Annotated in this window: 13 protein-coding genes and 1 rRNA gene; 4 read left to right on the plus strand and 10 right to left on the minus strand. The window is 57.0% G+C overall.

Annotated features, from left to right (window positions below; all coding sequences use genetic code 11):
- Positions 1-219 precede the first annotated feature (219 nt).
- From lysC to A6013_RS21095, 3 genes are all read left to right on the plus strand, one after another.
- Positions 220-1,569, plus strand: coding sequence for a lysine-sensitive aspartokinase 3 (gene lysC, locus A6013_RS21085; RefSeq protein WP_041911575.1), 1,350 nt, complete (start codon positions 220-222; stop codon positions 1,567-1,569).
- A 93-nt stretch (positions 1,570-1,662) separates the two neighbouring features.
- Positions 1,663-2,607, plus strand: coding sequence for a ketopantoate/pantoate/pantothenate transporter PanS (gene panS, locus A6013_RS21090; RefSeq protein ID WP_069733697.1), 945 nt, complete (start codon positions 1,663-1,665; stop codon positions 2,605-2,607).
- Between the two features lie 50 nt (positions 2,608-2,657).
- Entirely contained in the window at positions 2,658-2,930 is a 273-nt protein-coding gene (locus tag A6013_RS21095) for a DUF3811 domain-containing protein (protein WP_003860346.1), read from the plus strand.
- Here A6013_RS21095 and rluF read toward each other — a convergent pair whose 3' ends face one another.
- From rluF to metH, 5 genes are all read right to left on the minus strand, one after another.
- On the minus strand, positions 2,931-3,803 hold the full coding sequence (gene rluF / locus A6013_RS21100) for a 23S rRNA pseudouridine(2604) synthase RluF (protein ID WP_069733698.1): 873 nt from the start codon (positions 3,801-3,803) through the stop codon (positions 2,931-2,933).
- Between the two features lie 53 nt (positions 3,804-3,856).
- Complete coding sequence (locus A6013_RS21105) at positions 3,857-4,195, minus strand: helix-turn-helix domain-containing protein (protein ID WP_032655712.1); 339 nt, start codon at positions 4,193-4,195, stop codon at positions 3,857-3,859.
- A gap of 2 nt (positions 4,196-4,197) precedes the next feature.
- Positions 4,198-4,548: a type II toxin-antitoxin system RelE/ParE family toxin gene (locus tag A6013_RS21110; protein WP_048959325.1), complete on the minus strand. Its 351-nt coding sequence runs from the start codon at positions 4,546-4,548 to the stop codon at positions 4,198-4,200.
- Between the two features lie 144 nt (positions 4,549-4,692).
- A complete protein-coding gene (locus tag A6013_RS21115) occupies positions 4,693-6,324 on the minus strand; it encodes a Na/Pi cotransporter family protein (RefSeq protein WP_041911578.1) in 1,632 nt (543 codons plus the stop codon).
- A gap of 113 nt (positions 6,325-6,437) precedes the next feature.
- Positions 6,438-10,121 carry a methionine synthase gene (gene metH, locus A6013_RS21120; RefSeq protein ID WP_069733699.1) on the minus strand — a complete coding sequence of 1,228 codons (3,684 nt, stop codon included), beginning with the start codon at positions 10,119-10,121 and terminating at the stop codon, positions 6,438-6,440.
- A gap of 193 nt (positions 10,122-10,314) precedes the next feature.
- On the opposite strand from metH, the gene iclR reads away from it, so the two are divergent.
- The gene (gene iclR / locus A6013_RS21125) at positions 10,315-11,142 is read left to right on the plus strand and encodes a glyoxylate bypass operon transcriptional repressor IclR (RefSeq protein ID WP_139128236.1); all 828 of its coding nucleotides are present in this window, start codon (positions 10,315-10,317) and stop codon (positions 11,140-11,142) included.
- Here the strand turns inward: iclR and aceK are convergent.
- The 5 genes from aceK to rrf form a co-directional block, all read right to left on the minus strand.
- Positions 11,096-12,859: a bifunctional isocitrate dehydrogenase kinase/phosphatase gene (gene aceK / locus A6013_RS21130; protein ID WP_047366834.1), complete on the minus strand. Its 1,764-nt coding sequence runs from the start codon at positions 12,857-12,859 to the stop codon at positions 11,096-11,098. The two genes, iclR and aceK, sit on opposite strands and share 47 nt — an antisense overlap.
- Positions 12,860-12,909: 50 nt before the next feature.
- Positions 12,910-14,214 (minus strand): isocitrate lyase, encoded by a 1,305-nt coding sequence (gene aceA, locus A6013_RS21135; RefSeq protein ID WP_041911582.1) that lies wholly within the window; start codon positions 14,212-14,214, stop codon positions 12,910-12,912.
- A 31-nt stretch (positions 14,215-14,245) separates the two neighbouring features.
- Entirely contained in the window at positions 14,246-15,847 is a 1,602-nt protein-coding gene (aceB, locus tag A6013_RS21140) for a malate synthase A (RefSeq protein WP_047362605.1), read from the minus strand.
- Between the two features lie 270 nt (positions 15,848-16,117).
- Complete coding sequence (gene metA, locus A6013_RS21145; protein WP_048957448.1) at positions 16,118-17,047, minus strand: homoserine O-succinyltransferase; 930 nt, start codon at positions 17,045-17,047, stop codon at positions 16,118-16,120.
- Positions 17,048-17,223: 176 nt separating this feature from the next.
- Positions 17,224-17,324 (minus strand): 5S ribosomal RNA (gene rrf, locus A6013_RS21150); the annotation flags it as partial.

Genomic DNA, 17,324 nt, shown 5'->3' on the forward strand with positions numbered 1-17,324 from the left:
GCGAAATGTCGGTCAAAAGGGGGTAAAAAGGAGCATAAAATATGGGCCTGTTATAAGTCCTGTTTCTCAGGGGTACCCCCCCATAAAAAATCCGCATAATCCCAGCATTGACAGGACCTCCCCCGCATTTTATTTATAGGGCCGTATTTTGCGCCTGCACCTGTTTTCGTTTCATTCTTGTGCCAAGGTCGCTTATTCATTCCCTGACACGAGGTTGTTATGACGAGTTTTGTGGTCGCCAAGTTTGGCGGCACCAGTGTGGCCGATTACGATGCCATGAACCGCAGCGCCGATGTGGTGCTGGCCGATCCGAATACCCGCCTGGTGGTGCTCTCTGCATCCGCCGGCGTGACGAACCTGCTGGTTTCTCTGTCTGAAGGACTGGAAGCGACAGAACGTTTCGTGAAGCTGGATGCACTGCGCAAAATTCAGTTCGACATTCTTGAACGTCTGCAAAACCCGAACGTGATCCGCGAAGAAGTGGAGCGCCTGCTGGAAAATATCACCACCCTGGCAGAAGCGGCGTCCCTGGCCACCTCTACCGCCCTGACCGATGAACTGGTCAGCCACGGTGAATTGATGTCTACCCTGCTGTTCGTTGAAATTATGCGCGAGCGTAACGTTCAGGCGCAGTGGTTTGACGTGCGTAAAGTGATGCGCACCAGCGATCGTTTTGGGCGCGCTGAACCGGACGTTGAGATGCTGGCCGAGCTCACCAACCAGCAGCTGGCGCCGCGCCTGGCAGAAGGCATGGTGATCACCCAGGGCTTTATCGGCAGCGAAGCGAAAGGACGCACGACCACGCTTGGCCGTGGCGGCAGCGATTACACCGCCGCGCTGCTGGGCGAAGCCCTGCACGCAACGCGCGTGGATATCTGGACTGACGTGCCGGGTATTTACACCACCGATCCGCGCGTCGTTTCCGCGGCAAAACGTATTGATGTGATTGCCTTTGAAGAAGCAGCTGAAATGGCCACCTTCGGTGCAAAAGTGCTGCATCCGGCAACGCTGCTGCCTGCCGTGCGCAGCGATATTCCGGTCTTCGTTGGCTCCAGTAAAGATCCAAAAGCGGGCGGGACGCTGGTCTGCAAGAAAACCGAGAACCCGCCGCTATTCCGCGCGCTGGCCCTGCGCCGCCGCCAGACGCTGGTCACGCTGCACAGCCACAATATGCTGCACTCCCGCGGCTTCCTGGCGGAAGTGTTTGGCATCCTCGCGCGCCATAACATCTCTGTAGATTTGATTACCACCTCCGAAGTGAGCATTGCGCTGACGCTGGACACCACCGGCTCTACCTCCACCGGCGACACCCTGCTGACGCAGTCGCTGCTGATTGAGCTGTCTGAGCTGTGCCGCGTGGAGGTCGAAGAAGACCTGGCGCTGGTGGCCATCATCGGTAACAAGCTGTCTCGCGCCTGCGGCGTGGGCAAAGAGGTGTTCGGCGTGCTTGACCCGTTCAACATCCGCATGATCTGCTACGGTGCCTCCAGCTATAACCTTTGCTTCCTGGTCCCTGCCGATCAGGCCGAGCAGGTGGTGCAGAAACTTCATCAGAATTTGTTTGAATAAAATTCGTTAGCACGATAAACAATACCTATAAGCCGGGCACAGACCCGGCTTTTTCATAACTAAACAACACGACAATACTGCAAGGAATTCACTATGTTATCCGCTATCACCCGGCTGTTCCCGCTATGGGCGCTGCTGCTCTCCGTACTCGCGTATTACACCCCTAACACGTTCACGGGCATTGGTCCGTGGGTCACCACGCTGCTGATGCTGATTATGTTCGGCATGGGCGTGCACCTGAAAATCGACGATTTTAAACGCGTGCTGTCGCGCCCGGCGCCGGTGGCTGCAGGGATCTTCCTGCACTACCTGGTGATGCCGCTCGCGGCCTGGCTGCTGGCGATGGCCTTTAAGATGCCGCCCGATCTCTCCGCCGGGATGGTACTGGTGGGCAGCGTCGCCAGCGGTACGGCATCTAACGTGATGATCTATCTCGCGAAAGGTGACGTGGCGCTCTCCGTGACCATCTCTTCGGTATCCACGCTGGTGGGCGTGATTGCCACACCGCTGTTAACCCGCCTGTACGTGGACGCGCATATTCAGGTGGACGTGATGGGCATGCTGCTTAGCATTCTGCAGATTGTGGTGATCCCGATTGCGCTGGGGCTGGTCATTCACCATCTTTTCCCGCGCGTGGTGAAAGCGGTTGAGCCGTACCTGCCCGCGTTTTCGATGATCTGCATTCTGGCGATCATCAGCGCCGTGGTGGCTGGTTCCGCGTCGCACATTGCCTCGGTGGGCTTTGTGGTGATCGTCGCGGTGGTGCTGCACAACACCATCGGCCTGCTGGGCGGATACTGGGGCGGGAAGCTGTTTGGCTTTGACGAGTCCACCTGCCGCACGCTGGCAATCGAGGTAGGCATGCAGAACTCCGGCCTGGCAGCGGCGCTGGGTAAAATTTACTTCTCACCGCTGGCGGCCCTGCCGGGCGCGCTGTTCTCCGTCTGGCACAACCTGTCCGGCTCGCTGCTGGCGGGCTACTGGTCCGGTAAGCCGATTGATGAGCAACCGAAAAAAGATGCGCTGAAACAGGGTTAATTAACCCGGCTTGCTTTACACTGGAGCCTCCCCATCAGGAGGCTTCAGCAATGGCTACACCACGATTGACCCAGAAAGACATGACGGAAGCCGAGCAGCGTGAACTGAAAACGCTTCTCGACCGCGCCCGCATCGCCCATGGCCGCACGCTGACGAACGCCGAAACCAATCAGGTTAAAAAAGAGTACATCGACAAGCTGATGGCGCAACGTGAGGCTGCGGCAAAAAAAGCCCGCAAGCTGAAAAAAGAGCAGGCTTATAAGCCGGATGCAGAGGCGACCTTTTCCTGGTCCGCCAATACATCAACCCGTGGAAGGCGCTAATCAGCGCCCTTTCTTTTTGCGCCCCGGCTGGGTAAAGCGTTTTCCGTTACCCGGCTTGCCCCGCCCTTTCTCTTCCGCCTGCGGTGCCTTCACCACCGGACGCTTAATCGCCTGCGTTTTCGGTTTGGCTTTAGCTTTCGGCTTCGCTTCGGACGAGGAGTTTTCGATAAGCTTGAACAGCTCGATCAGCTCGTCGTCCGTTAAGTCACGCCACTCGCCCAGCGGGATCCCGGACAGGCTGACGTTCATGATGCGCGTACGTTCCAGCTTCGTCACTTCATAACCAAAATACTCGCACATGCGACGGATCTGGCGGTTCAGGCCCTGCACCAGCGTGATACGGAACGCAAACGGCGCTTCTTTTTTGACCTTGCACTTCTTCGTCACGGTGCCCAGAATCGGCACGCCTGCGCCCATCCCGCGAATGAACTCGTCCGTCACCGGCTTGTTCACCGTAACGATATACTCTTTCTCGTGGTCGTTACCGGCACGCAGAATTTTGTTCACCAGATCGCCGTTGTTGGTGAGGAAAATCAGCCCCTGAGAGTCTTTATCCAGACGGCCAATCGGAAAAATGCGGCTACTGTGGTTCACGAAATCAACGATGTTGTCCCGCTCTCCGTCTTCCGTGGTGCTGACAATCCCAACCGGTTTGTTCAACGCGATAAACACCAGGTCTTCTGCATCACGCGGTTCGATGACCTGACCATTTACTTTAACCACATCGCCAGGGACCACCTGGTCACCAATCGTGGCGCGTTTGCCGTTGAGGAACACATTACCTTGTTCAATGTAACGGTCCGCCTCGCGACGTGAGCAGATCCCGCTCTCGCTAATGTATTTGTTTAATCGGGTTGATTGAGTTGGCAGCATAGTTTCTCCTGTGAAGGGCGAAATATACCTTAGGTATGGACTGGAAAAAAAGATTAGCCGACCGTAACTGAGACGGGTTTTCCAAGTTTACATAACATCATGATCAGCGTATCAAGGGTGAACTTACTGGTTTTGAGGTTCACGACATCAGACACGCGGGGACGAGAGACGTTTAGCCTGGCGGCAGCGTCAGTCTGACGCAGTTTATTCTCCGCAATCCACGAGGAAATTTCCTGCATCAGTTGCCGCTTGATGGCAAGCAACTGCTCAACCTCTTTTTCGGCACTTTCGTGCAACTGTTTAGCTTCACTTTCTTCAAAACCCAGCTCAGCAAAAATGTTCGTTTCTGAAGCTGTCACATGCCGAATTTTTGTATCAACGCGTCTTCCCATTTTCATCCTCTCCGAGCATCAAGCACCGCCTGAAAACGTGCCTTTGCTATGTATTTATCATGGCCTGATGTCCGCTGCGTTTTCTTCTTAAAGCAATGCAGTACGTAAACAGCATCCTCATAACGAGCCAAATAGATGATTCGGTATGCGCCCGTGTCACCGCGTAGCCGTATCTCTGCAACGCCTTTGCCAATCTCTGAGATCGGCTTCCAGTCTGCCGCCTCTAATCCAGCCTGTAATCGATGTAGCTGATACCCTGCTTCCCGCCGGATTTCCTCCGGGAAGCCGAGCAAATCATCGAAGGCACTCCCCATCCATGCAATGGGTCTCATTGCTGGTTTTTCTGACAGCATACCACATCCCTGTATAAAATTTTATACATAAAAGATTACATTGTCTCACGCCACAGGTCTGCTTATGACCTGTGGCGTGACGTTACGTTTTCAGTAGAGTTTGGTCACGCCTCATGGAGAGGATCTGCGAGGCGCTTTCAGAGATTAATACTCATCCCGCTCGTCGTCTTCATCCGGCTGTTCCATCACGCTGTAGGCCACCGCGCAGAACAGCGAGTTAAGACGCTTCATATCCCCCAGCAGCCCCAGGTGCAGGGAGCTGGTCTCGATGCTCTGCACGTTCTGCTGGTGCAGACGCTCAACGTGGGCGTGCGAGTATCGGCGGTTAAGAATGCGGAAGCGATGCTTGTTGCGGCGCAGGCGGCGCGCGCTCGGTACGTCGCTGGAGAAGAAGACCGACATCGCCAGCTTCAGGTTGCTCACCAGCTTTTCGTGCAGCGCTTCCAGCTCCTTCAGCCCTTCCACGGAGAACGCCCGACGCGCGGCCAGGGATTTGTCCGCGATTTCGCTGCCCATACGCTCAACGATGTCCGAGGCCTGCTCAAGGTTAAGCGACATCTCAATGATTTCAGCCCAGCGGCGCGACTCCTCTTCCGCCAGCTCGTCCTGCGGGATACGCGCCAGATAGAGCTTGATGGCGGTATACAGCACGTTGATGTCATCCGCCAGCCTGCGCAGCTCCTTCTCCTCGCGCGGCTCGCCGTGCATCACCTTTTTCAGCCCTTCGAGCATGGTTTCCATCGCGTCGCCCATGCGCAGCGTTTCGCGGGCGGCGTTGGCGATGGCCAGCGCGGGGGTGTCCAGCACGGAGGTATCCAGATGCTTCGGCTTAAGGCGCGCGTCCAGCTCCGGTTCATCACGGATAAGACGCTCGCAGAAGCGGGCCATCGGCGCGGCAAACGGCACCATCGCCAGACAGCGCACCAGGTTATAGAAGACGTGGAAGTAGATCACCAGCTCCGCTTTCGGCAGCGGGAGGTTGTCCATCAGGTTTGCCAGCGGATGGACAAACGGCAGAATAATCAGGCTGCCCACCAGCTTAAACAGCAAACTCCCCAGCGCCACGCGACGGGCGGCAGCATTGGCCGCGCTGTTGTTGAGCATCGCCAGCAGGCCAGAGCCGAGGTTAGCACCGATCACCAGACACAGCGCCACCGGGAAGGAGATCGCGCCCGCGGCGGTGAGCGTGGCCGTCAGCAGCACGGCGGCCAGGCTGGAGTAACTGATGATGGCAAACACTGCCCCGATCAGCGCATCCAGCATGATGTCACCGGTCAACGAGGCGAAGATGACCTGCACGCCGTTCGCCTGGGTGATAGGCGTCACCGCCTGCACAATCAGTTCCAGCGCCAGCAGAATCAGCCCGAGGCCAATGCCCACGCGGCCAAGCTGCCCGGCCCGGGTCTGCTTGCGGCCAAGAAAGAAGATAACCCCAATGAAAATCAGCAGCGGCGACAGCCAGGAGAGATCGAACGTCAGGATACGCGCCATCAGCGCGGTACCGACGTCAGCACCCAGCACGATCACCAGCGCCGGGGCGAGCGCGACCAGATCCTGCGCCACGAACGAGGTGACGAGCATGGTGGTGGCATTGCTGCTTTGCACCAGCGCCGTGACGCCAATCCCCGCGCAGAAGGCGAGCGGCTTCTTCTCAACGCTGCCGCTGAGGACGGTACGTAAGCGCGCGCCGAACACGCGCATCACGCCGGTGCGGACAATATGGGTGCCCCATACGAGCAGTGCGACTGCCGAAAGCAGATGTAACAACGTCAGCACGGAAGTGGGTTCTCCTTATCGTTATAGATTTTATGATTAAGTATAAGGGTTTAAACGTAAGAAAGAGACAGGGCACCGTTGAGGTGCCCTGTTTGTTGTAAGGAAAAGTGACGTTAGTCCGCGTCGTAGCCTAAATTCGGCGCCAGCCAGCGCTCTACCTCTGACACGCTCATGCCTTTGCGCAGGGCGTAATCTTCGATCTGATCGCGCTGCAGCTGCGCCACGGCGAAGTACTTGCTGTCCGGATGACTGAAGTACCAGCCCGACACGGACGCGCCCGGCCACATGGCGAACGACTCGGTGAGCTTCATGCCGGTATGCGCTTCCACGTCCAGCAGTTTCCAGATAGTGCCTTTTTCGGTGTGTTCCGGACAGGCCGGATAGCCCGGCGCCGGACGAATCCCCTGGTAGTTTTCGCGGATCAGCTCCTCGTTGCTGAGGTTCTCATTCGCCGCGTAACCCCAGTACACCTTACGTACGCGTTCGTGCAGGTATTCAGCAAAGGCTTCCGCCAGGCGGTCGGCAATCGCTTTCACCATGATCTTATTGTAATCATCGTGTTGCGCTTCAAACGCGTCCGCCAGGGCGTCTTCTTCCAGACCGCCGGTTACCGCAAAGGCGCCGATATAGTCAGCTTTCCCGCTCAGCTTCGGCGCAACGAAATCCGCCAGGCAGTAGTTGGCAAAGCCCACTTTTTCGGTTTGCTGCCGCAGGTGATGGCTCACGGCCAGCACGTGGGTGCGGGTTTCATCGCGGTAGATTTCCACGTCGTCACCCACGCGGTTCGCCGGGAACAGCCCCACCACGCCGCGCGGGTTGAGGGCTTTCTCTGCGCTCAGCCTGTCGAGCATGTCGTTGGCATCTTTAAACAGGCGTTTCGCCTCTTCGCCTACCACCTCGTCTTCCAGGATGCGCGGATACTTGCCCGCCAGCGACCAGGTCATAAAGAACGGCGTCCAGTCGATGTAGTTGCGCAGCGTCTCGATGCTGGCCGTCACGTCCTGCACGCCCAGACGATGCGCGACCGGCGGCGTATAGCTTGTCCAGTCAAAGGCCAGGTCGTTATCGCGTGCGGCGGCGAGCGTTACCGGCGGCGTGCGCGGTTTTTTGCGCCCGTGCTGCACGCGAACGGTTTCGTACTCCTGGCGAGTGCGCGCCACAAAATCGTCGCGCTGAGTCTCGGAGAGCAGTGCGGAAACCACGCCCACCGTGCGCGAGGCGTTCTGCACGTAAACCGTCGGTCCGCTGTAGTTCTGCTCGATCTTCACTGCCGTGTGCGCTTTCGAGGTGGTCGCCCCGCCAATCAGCAGCGGAATGGTGAAGCCCTGACGCTCCATCTCTTTTGCCACGTTGACCATTTCGTCGAGCGACGGCGTAATCAGGCCGGAGAGGCCAATCAGATCGGCGTTCACTTCGCGCGCGGTCTTGAGGATTTTATCCGCCGGAACCATCACGCCAAGGTCGATAATTTCGTAGTTATTGCACTGCAACACCACGCCAACAATGTTTTTGCCGATGTCGTGCACGTCGCCCTTCACGGTGGCGATAACCATTTTACCGTTGCTGGAGCCCTTCTCTTTGCTGGCTTCGATGAAGGGTTCAAGATAAGCCACTGCCTGCTTCATGACGCGAGCGGATTTCACCACCTGCGGCAGGAACATCTTGCCCTCGCCGAACAGATCGCCAACCACGTTCATGCCGTCCATCAGCGGCCCTTCGATCACCTCAATCGGGCGGGCTGCCTGCTGACGCGCTTCCTCGGTGTCCTGCTCGATGAACTCGGTAATCCCTTTCACCAGCGAGTATTCCAGACGCTTTTTCACGTCCCAGGAACGCCACTCGGCCTGCTGAACATTGGCCGATTCATCCGATTTACTGCCGCGATATTTTTCCGCCAGGTCGAGCATGCGCTCGGTGGCGTCGTCGCGACGGTTGAGGATCACGTCCTCTACGGCATCGCGCAGTTCGGCAGGCAGATCGTCGTAAATCGCCAACTGTCCGGCGTTGACGATGCCCATGTCCATCCCATTGCGGATGGCGTAGTAGAGGAACACGGCGTGGATCGCTTCACGCACCGGGTCGTTGCCGCGGAATGAGAACGAGACGTTCGACACGCCGCCGGAGATCAGCGCATGCGGCAGCTCGCGCTTGATGTCTTCACACGCGCCGATAAAGTCCTGGGCGTAGTTGTTGTGCTCTTCGATGCCAGTCGCGACGGCAAAGATGTTCGGGTCGAAAATAATGTCTTCCGGCGGGAAGCCCACCTCTTCGGTCAGGATTTTGTACGCGCGGCGGCATATCTCAATTTTGCGCTCGCGGGTGTCGGCCTGGCCCACTTCATCGAAGGCCATCACCACCACGGCCGCACCGTAGCGGCGCACCATCTTCGCGTGGTGGATAAAGATATCCACGCCCTCTTTCATCGAGATGGAGTTAACGATGCCTTTGCCCTGAATGCACTTCAGCCCTTTTTCGATGACCTCCCACTTGGAGGAGTCAATCATGATCGGCACGCGGGCGATATCCGGCTCACCGGCAATCAGGTTGAGGAAACGCACCATCGCCGCTTCGGCGTCAAGCATCCCCTCGTCCATGTTGATATCGATAATCTGCGCCCCGCTTTCCACCTGCTGGCGGGCGACGTCCAGCGCTTCGCTGTACTTCTCTTCTTTGATCAGGCGCTTGAACTTCGCGGAACCGGTGACGTTGGTACGTTCACCCACGTTCACAAACAGGCTGTCTTCGCCGATGGTCAACGGCTCAAGGCCGGAGAGGCGACAGGCAACCGGCAGCTCGGGCAACTTGCGCGGTGGCAGCCCGGCGACGGCGTTGCTCATGGCAGCGATGTGCTCCGGCGTGGTGCCGCAGCAGCCGCCGACGATGTTCAGGAAGCCTGACTCGGCCCACTCGCGGATTTGCGCCGCCATGGTGTCAGCATCCAGATCGTACTCGCCAAACGCGTTCGGCAGACCGGCGTTCGGATGCGCGGTAACGTAGCATTCGGCGATGCGCGAAAGCTCCTGCACGTACTGGCGCAGTTCGTCCGGCCCCAGCGCGCAGTTCAGGCCGAAGGAGAGCGCGTCGGCGTGGCGCAGGGAGTTATAAAACGCTTCGGTTGTCTGGCCGGACAGGGTACGCCCGGAGGCGTCGGTGATGGTGCCGGAGATCATGATCGGCAGGTCAACGCCCAGCGCCTCAAACTCCTCTTTCACCGCGTATATCGCGGCTTTGGCGTTGAGGGTATCGAACACCGTTTCAATCAGGATCAGATCGGAACCGCCTTCCACCAGCGCTTTGGTCGATTCACGATACGCCGTAACCAGCTGGTCAAAAGTGATATTACGAAACGCCGGGTCGTTGACGTCCGGTGAAATCGACGCGGTGCGGTTGGTCGGGCCCAGCACCCCGGCAACGTAGCGCGGCTTGTCCGGCGTGCGGGCCGTCCACTCGTCGGCACAGGCGCGAGCGAGCCTGGCCGCCTCATAGTTGATCTCCGCCGACAGGGATTCCATCTGGTAATCCGCCATGGCGATGGTTGTCGAGTTGAAGGTGTTAGTTTCAACGATATCCGCACCCGCTTCAAAGTAGGCATTGTGGATATCCCTGATGACGGACGGTTTGCTCAACACCAGCAGGTCATTGTTTCCTTTCAGGTCGCAGGGCCAGTCGGCGAAGCGCTCGCTGCGGAAATCGTCTTCGCTCAGACGATAGCTCTGGATCATGGTGCCCATGCCGCCGTCCAGCACCAGAATTCGTTCATTTAACTGCGCACGCAGTTGCTCTACTTTGCTGCTCACACTTGCTCCCGACAACGCTCAACAAGGCCAAAAGGCTGCGTTCCATACTGGCACAATCTCGCAGGGTGGAAAAGTCACGCCGCGGTAACATGAGACATGTTCACCATCACTCCTCCGATCAGTCAGGAAAGCGGTTGCAAATTCACCAAATAAAACGAAAATGATTTCCACGATACAGAAAAAGGAGATCGTCATGGTCGCGACCGTTCCCGCCAAACGCGGCAGAAAACCTGCCGCCACCGCCGTTGCACAACCCGGCGGACAGGTTCAATCCCTGACGCGCGGTCTGAAGCTGCTGGAGTGGATAGCCGAGTCGCACGGCAGCGTGGCCCTGACGGAGCTGGCCCAGCAGGCTGGTCTGCCGAACTCCACCACGCACCGCCTGCTGACCACCATGCAGCAGTTGGGTTTTGTCCGCCAGGTCGGCGAGCTGGGGCACTGGGCGGTGGGCGCGCATGCGTTTATCGTGGGCAGCAGCTTCCTGCAGAGCCGTAACCTGCTGGCGATTGTGCATCCGATTCTGCGCAAGCTGATGGAGGAGTCCGGCGAAACCGTCAACCTCGCGGTGCTGGACCAGAGCGACCACCAGGCGATTATCATCGACCAGGTGCAGTGCACGCAGCTGATGCGCATGTCCGCGCCGATTGGCGGCAAGCTGCCGATGCACGCCTCCGGGGCGGGGAAAGCGTTTCTCTCGCAGCTCAGCGAAGAGCAGGTGACGGGGCTGCTGCACCGTAAAGGGCTGCACGCCTACACCCACGCCACGCTGGTGTCGCCGGTGCATCTGAAAGAAGATCTGGCGTTGACCCGCAAGCGCGGCTATTCGTTTGATGACGAAGAACATGCCCTTGGGCTGCGCTGCCTCGCGGCCTGTATTTTCGACGAACATCGCGAGCCGTTTGCTGCGATCTCCATCTCTGGCCCCATCTCACGTATGACCGACGACCGGGTGACCGAGCTGGGCGCGCTGGTGATTAAGGCCGCGAAAGAGGTGACGCTGGCGTACGGTGGGATTCGTTAAACCGCACACAAAACCGCTGCTTGCGGCGGTAAGCGTACACATCTTCCACATGCCCCTTTTTGATCCGCGTTTGTAGCCCGCGCCAGTAGCTGGCGTGGAACAGATCTTCATGCATTTCTTCAAATAACGGCCCGATGCGTGGGTCCGCACACAGCCAGTGGCGAAACTCCTCGGGAAACACATCGCCCGGCGAAACGCTGTACCACGGCTCGCTGGAGAGCTCATCCTCCGGGTAACGGGGCGGCGGGATATCGCGAAAGTTCACCTCGGTCATGTAGCAAATTTCATCGTAATCGTAGAACACCACTCGCCCGTGACGGGTGACGCCGAAGTTTTTAAACAGCATATCGCCAGGGAAGATATTGGCGGCGGCGAGCTGGCGGATGGCGTTGCCGTACTCTTCAATGGCATCACGTAATGCCTGGCCCTCTGACTGTTCCAGCCAGATATTGAGCGGCACCATACGGCGCTCAATGTAGAGATGGCTAATCGCTATTTTATTGCCCAGATCGGTGATTTTCGTCGGCGCTTCCTGCATTAACAGCGACATGAGCGCCGGATCGATCTGCTGCTTATCCAGCACAAAGTTTTCAAACTCCTGGGTATCGGCCATTCGCCCGACGCGATCGTGCTCTTTTACCAGCTGATAGCAGGCGCGGACGTGCGCGGCGGTCATCTCTTTCTGCGGGGCGAATTTGTCTTTTATCACCTTAAAGACCCGGTCGAAGCCCGGCAGCGTGAAAACCAGCATCACCATGCCGCGGATACCTGGCGCTTCGATAAACTGCTCATCCGCCGCGGTGACATAGCGCAGGTATTCCCGGTAACTTTCCGTTTTGGCATGCTTCTGACAGCCAATCGCCATATACAGCTCGGCGGTGGTTTTGCCCGGCAGGATCTCGCGCAGCCACTCCACCAGGGCGGCAGGCAGCGGGGCGTACACCATGAAATAGGAGCGGGCGAAGCCAAATACGATGCTGGCCTCGGCGCTGGTGGTCAGGCAGGTATCGACAAACAGTTCGCCGTCGTCGGTACGGTGAATGGGCAACAGAAACGGCACAATGGCCGTCGGCGTAACCAGTTTGCCCACCAGCCAGGCGGCCTTATTCCGGTAGAACAGCTCGTTGGCCACCTGCAAATGGCTGCGGCTGAGCACCTCCTCGCCGTAGGTTTCACGAAGATGCGCATGGATATAGCCGATATCCCGGAGCTTGTTCTCCCACGGCAGGCGCAGCGGCAAATCCGTTAAGATGCGATGCAGGAGCTTTTCCCACCCGCGATCGGGGAAAAAATCTTTCGCCAGCGGACGCGGAATGGTACGGAAGCGGCGCTCAGGCTGGGAGCTGAAGATAAATAACCGCTCAGGAGATAATGAGCGGTGGTCAAATAACCGGCAATAGACGGAGTTGAAAAAGCTCTCCGCAATCTCGAAGCGAGGGTAATCGGGTAACAGATGGGTGTAATGCTCTTTCACGCGCAGTAAAAATGCCGCGTCCGGGCTTTTACCGTCGGTAATACAGCGCAGCTGCTCCACCACCAGACCCACATGATGGTCATAGAGATGAATACGCTGCTTCATGGCCTGCTGAACCGCATGCCAGTCTGCATGTTCGAAGCGCTGCTGCGCGCCGGAGGTCACTTCCAGAAAACGGCCATACTGGGCATCAAAGCCCTGCAGAATGGTTTGGGCAATCAGCAATTCCAGGCCACGCGACATATATTCCCCCTCACCCCGTCCCTCTCCCCGGAGGGGAGAGGGGGAAAAGTTTAGAACTGTGCTTCTTCGGTTGACCCCGTTAAGGCGGTAACGGATGAGGTGCCTCCCTGGATGATGGTCGTCACGTTATCAAAGTAGCCCGTACCCACTTCCTGCTGGTGAGAAACAAAGGTATAGCCGTCTTTACCAGCGGCAAACTCCGGCTGCTGCACCTTCTCAACGTAGTGCTTCATGCCCTCCCCCTGCGCGTAAGCGTGCGCCAGGTCGAACATGTTGAACCACATGCTGTGGATGCCTGCCAGGGTGATGAACTGGTACTTGTAGCCCATATCCGACAGCTGCTGCTGGAAGCTGGCGATGGTTTTGTCATCCAGCTTTTTCTGCCAGTTGAAGGACGGCGAACAGTTGTAGGCCAGCAGTTTGCCCGGGTATTTCGCATGAATCGCATCGGCAAAGCGCTTCGCCAGCGCCAGATCCGGCGTGGACGTTTCACACCAGACCAGGTCGGCGTAAGGGGCATATGCCAAACCGCGGCTGATGGCCTGTTCGATACCGGCATGCGTGCGATAGAACCCCTCGCTGGTGCGCTCGCCGGTAATAAATTCGCTGTCGTACGGATCGCAGTCAGAGGTGATCAGGTCTGCCGCATCCGCATCGGTACGGGCAATCACCAGCGTCGGCACGCCGAGCACGTCAGCAGCGAGACGCGCGGCAACCAGCTTCTGAATCGCTTCCTGGGTCGGGACGAGAACTTTTCCGCCCATATGCCCGCACTTCTTCACCGACGCCAGCTGGTCTTCGAAGTGAACGGCCGCTGCACCGGCCTCAATCATCGATTTCATCAGTTCGAAGGCGTTCAGCACGCCGCCGAAGCCCGCTTCCGCATCCGCCACGATCGGCAGGAAGTAATCAATAAAACGCGGATCGTTGGGCTCAATGCCTGCGGCCCACTGGATCTGATCCGCGCGGCGGAAGGTATTGTTGATCCGATCCACCACCGACGGTACCGAGTTGGCCGGATAAAGAGATTGATCCGGATACATGCTGGAGGCCAGGTTGGCGTCCGCCGCGACCTGCCAGCCGGAAAGGTAAATGGCTTCTATGCCGGCCTTCGCCTGCTGCAATGCCTGGCCGCCGGTCAGCGCACCGAGGCTGTTGATATAACCCTTTTTGGAGCCACCGTGCAGCAGCTTCCACATTTTCGCCGCACCGTTCTGTGCCAGCGTGCATTCCGGGTTGACCGAGCCGCGTAATTTCACCACGTCCTCCGCGCTGTAAGGACGGCGGATGCCTTCCCAGCGCGGTTGAGTCCACTCTTTCTTTAATTCTTCGATTTGTTGGGTACGGGTTTTCATGTGCAGATGCTCCATATTGTTATGTGGTGAGTTACGCCAGGAAGCGGTAGCCCGGCAGGGTCAGGAAGTCGATTAAGTCATCTGATGTGGTGATTTGCTCCATCAGGCGCGCTGCGTCGTCAAAGCGTCCGCTGCTGAAGCGGTGTTCGCCCAGCTCGTCCTGGATGACCCGCATCTCTTCGGCCAGCATCTGACGGAACAGGGCTTTGGTGACCGGCTTGCCGTTGCTGAGCGTTTTTTGATGGTGGATCCACTGCCAGATAGAGGTGCGCGAAATTTCCGCCGTGGCAGCATCTTCCATCAGGCCGTAGATAGGCACGCAGCCGTTGCCGGAGATCCACGCTTCGATGTACTGGACCGCGACGCGAATATTGGCACGCATCCCCTCTTCCGTTCGCTCGCCCGCGCACGGTGCCAGCAGCTGTTCTTCAGCCGTTGGGGCATCTTCTTCGCGCGTGACAAACAGCTGATTTTTGTTATCGCCGAGTACGCGATTGAAGACCTCCATCGCCGTATCGGCCAGGCCCGGATGGGCAATCCACGTGCCGTCGTGACCGTTACGGGCTTCCAGCTCTTTATCGGCTTTCACCTTGTTGAGCACCTGATTATTGCGCTCCGCGTCTTTGCTCGGAATAAAGGCCGCCATGCCGCCCATCGCAAAGGCACCGCGCTTGTGGCAGGTTTTAATCAGCAGACGCGAATAGGCGCTCAGGAAGGGTTTATCCATGGTCACGACCTGGCGGTCCGGCAGCACGCGGTCGGGATAATTTTTCAGGGTTTTGATGTAGCTGAAGATATAGTCCCAGCGTCCGCAGTTCAGGCCGACAATGTGGTCGCGCAGGGCATGCAGAATTTCATTCATCTGGAACACGGCGGGCAGCGTTTCAATCAGCAGCGTGGCCTTGATCGTGCCGCGCGGCAGGTTGAATCGATCTTCCGCGTAGCTAAATACTTCGCTCCACCAGGCGGCTTCCTGCCAGGCCTGCGTTTTTGGCAGATAGAAATAGGGACCGCTACCTTTTGCCAGCAGGTTTTTGTAGTTATGGAAGAAATAGAGTGCGAAATCAAACAGGCTGCCCGGAATGGCTTCTCCACGCCATGTGACATGTTTTTCAGGCAGGTGCAGACCTCGTACGCGACAGATCAGCACCGCCGGATTCGGTTTGAGCTGGTAGATTTTCCCGGCTTCGTTGGTGTAGCTGATAGTGCCGTTGACGGCATCGCGCAGGTTGATCTGCCCGTCGATAACTTTGTTCCAGTCCGGGGCCAGCGAGTCTTCAAAATCGGCCATAAAGACTTTAACGTTGGCGTTCATGGCGTTGATCACCATTTTGCGCTCTACCGGACCAGTGATCTCAACGCGACGATCCTGTAAATCTTCAGGAATGCCGCGGATTTTCCACTCACCACGACGAATGGAAGCAGTTTCCGAAATAAATCCTGGCAACTTGCCGTTATCGATTTCCTGCTGTTGGTGAATGCGTGCCGCCAGCAGCTTATTGCGCTGCGGCGTAAAGCGGGTCACCAGCTCAGTCAGAAACTCTACCGCTTCGGCCGTCAAAACCTGCTGTTCTTGCTCACCATTCGGCTGGGTAAAGGTCAATTCATCGACCGTGGTTGCCTGTTGAGTCATCGTTCTGCTCCTCATCAAAGATCCAAAATCACGCCCCCAATGCGAACGAAAGATCGTTGTGTAGTTTTCGCTCAGCAGAATTAAGACTATCTATAATTTTTCCAAAATCAAAAACAATTTCCATTTTAATTTTAATTACAGCGCAACATGATGATTAATATAGAGTTAAAGTTTCCTGGTATTTTGAACAGGATTTCGGAAATAAAAAAGGCACCCGAAGGTGCCTGATCTGAATAGCTGAAACGCTTTAGGATCGTTTAATGCAGACGATTACTCCAGCGTCGGATTCATGTGGCGAAGATCGTACGGCGTAATCTGGTAGACGTAATAGTTGAGCCAGTTAGTGAACAGCAGATTTCCGTGGCTGCGCCAGGTGGCTCCTGGTTTGTTTTGCGGATCATTTTTCGGGAAATAGTTGTACGGGATATCCGGATTAAGACCCGCTTCGACATCACGGAAATACTCTGATGCGAGAGTATCGGGATCATACTCAGGATGACCGGTAACGAACGCGATACGTTTGTCTTTACTGGCAAACAGGTAGGCATCCCCGTCTTCCGTTTCGGCCAGGATCTCCAGATCGGTGTAATCACGAATCAGCTGGGCCGGAAAATCGGCGTAGCGGGAATGCGGGGCCAGGAAGGTGTCATCAAAACCACGCGTCAGCAGCGCGTGTGGATGAAGAATGTGGTGTTCGTATACGCCGGAGAGCTTTTGAGTGCGGGTTTGCTTGGGAATACCGTAGAGAATGTTGAGTGCGGCCTGTACCGCCCAGCAGACAAACAGCGTTGACGTGACGTGATCTTTTGCCCACTCCAGCACCTGTTTGATCTGCGGCCAGTAAGCAACATCGTTAAATTCAACCAGACCGAGCGGCGCGCCTGTCACAATCAGTCCGTCGAAGTTTTCCCCCCGAATATCTTCGAAGTTACAGTAGAAGTTATTCAGATGCTCAGAGGGCGTGTTACGTGACTCGCGGGCATCAATACGCAGCAGTTGAATATCGACCTGCAGCGGGGAGTTCGACAGCAGACGCAGAAACTGATTCTCCGTCTCAATCTTTTTCGGCATCAGGTTGAGGATGAGAACCTTCAGCGGGCGAATTTCCTGACCTGTCGCGCGTGAAGCCGTCATCACGAAGACGTTCTCTTCACGTAAGAAATTGACGGCTGGTAGCTCGTCCTGCACCCGAATCGGCATAACCTTACTTCCTCACAATATACGTATAAACGTTTAGACATCCAGACAGCTAACGATACCCAGAAATGGTATGAATGTCGAGCCTGCAAGTCGAAGGTGAGAAAGTTTCAGGGAGAGGGAGAAAAACAAAAGCAAAAAACCCCGCACCTTACGGTACGGGGTTCTTCTTAATTGATGCCTGGCAGTTCCCTACTCTCACATGGGGAGACCCCACACTACCATCGGCGCTACGGCGTTTCACTTCTGAGTTCGGCATGGGGTCAGGTGGGACCACCGC

Origin of the sequence: Enterobacter sp. IF2SW-B1 (assembly GCF_001743375.1) — a bacterium.
Classification (GTDB): domain Bacteria; phylum Pseudomonadota; class Gammaproteobacteria; order Enterobacterales; family Enterobacteriaceae; genus Enterobacter; species Enterobacter bugandensis.

Excerpts from the sequence above, each read along its gene's own strand:
- lysC (WP_041911575.1), top strand. The coding sequence starts at position 220 with ATGACGAGTTTTGTGGTCGCCAAGTTTGGCGGCACCAGTGTGGCCGAT.
- panS (WP_069733697.1), top strand. The coding sequence starts at position 1,663 with ATGTTATCCGCTATCACCCGGCTGTTCCCGCTATGGGCGCTGCTGCTC.
- A6013_RS21095 (WP_003860346.1), top strand. The coding sequence starts at position 2,658 with ATGGCTACACCACGATTGACCCAGAAAGACATGACGGAAGCCGAGCAG.
- rluF (WP_069733698.1), bottom strand. The coding sequence starts at position 3,803 with ATGCTGCCAACTCAATCAACCCGATTAAACAAATACATTAGCGAGAGC.
- A6013_RS21105 (WP_032655712.1), bottom strand. The coding sequence starts at position 4,195 with ATGGGAAGACGCGTTGATACAAAAATTCGGCATGTGACAGCTTCAGAA.
- A6013_RS21110 (WP_048959325.1), bottom strand. The coding sequence starts at position 4,548 with ATGCTGTCAGAAAAACCAGCAATGAGACCCATTGCATGGATGGGGAGT.
- iclR (WP_139128236.1), top strand. The coding sequence starts at position 10,315 with ATGGTCGCGACCGTTCCCGCCAAACGCGGCAGAAAACCTGCCGCCACC.
- aceK (WP_047366834.1), bottom strand. The coding sequence starts at position 12,859 with ATGTCGCGTGGCCTGGAATTGCTGATTGCCCAAACCATTCTGCAGGGC.
- aceA (WP_041911582.1), bottom strand. The coding sequence starts at position 14,214 with ATGAAAACCCGTACCCAACAAATCGAAGAATTAAAGAAAGAGTGGACT.
- aceB (WP_047362605.1), bottom strand. The coding sequence starts at position 15,847 with ATGACTCAACAGGCAACCACGGTCGATGAATTGACCTTTACCCAGCCG.
- metA (WP_048957448.1), bottom strand. The coding sequence starts at position 17,047 with ATGCCGATTCGGGTGCAGGACGAGCTACCAGCCGTCAATTTCTTACGT.